General features: G+C 49.5%; 1 protein-coding gene. It reads right to left on the bottom strand.

Annotation, left to right across the window (positions count from 1 at the left end):
• Positions 1–580: aminopeptidase P family N-terminal domain-containing protein (locus R7Z77_RS27165; protein WP_318137280.1), on the bottom strand; the 580-nt coding region annotated here is incomplete at both ends.

The raw sequence follows: 580 nt of genomic DNA, 5'->3' as shown, positions 1-580 counted from the left end.
TCAACTTCGTTTTTCGCGGCTTTTGGCATTAAACATGGATCGGCTGCAGTAATAACCGATGCGCCTGCATTTTGCAGAACTAACTTAAACCATGCGTTACTGATTGCTGGGTCGAGCAATACCTTTTTACCAGACATGGCTTCAAGGCGAGATTGAAGTGCTTCTGGATGATGAACCGTCACACCAGTGCCCACGTGCGCTGCAAATTCAGCAGGTAAGCGAGCGGGATCTAGGAAGTACTCCACACTTGAGTCGGCATGAAGAATCGCGTGCGACAGTAAAACTGGCAAACGCGATACATCCAAGCCACGTACGTTCAATAGCCAACAAATAGAATCAAGCGCTGTGATGACTGCGCTGTCTGCACCGGCTTTTGCTACCAGTTGAGCGATCTCTTTACGCTTACTTTCGCTTGATTGACCAACGGCTTGTGTTGGCATAAGGCGAACGTCAGAAACCACTGGTGCAGGGCGGTCATGCCACAATTCATCAATTGGGTTGCCGGAGAGAATGTTTAGCTCAAGTTTTCCGGCCAGTTTTGCTTGTGCCATATCTAGCCAAGCCGAGCTGTGCATGCGAG

The organism is Vibrio sp. 1401 (assembly GCF_033340295.1).
This window is presented reverse-complemented; position numbering and strand designations above follow the sequence as displayed.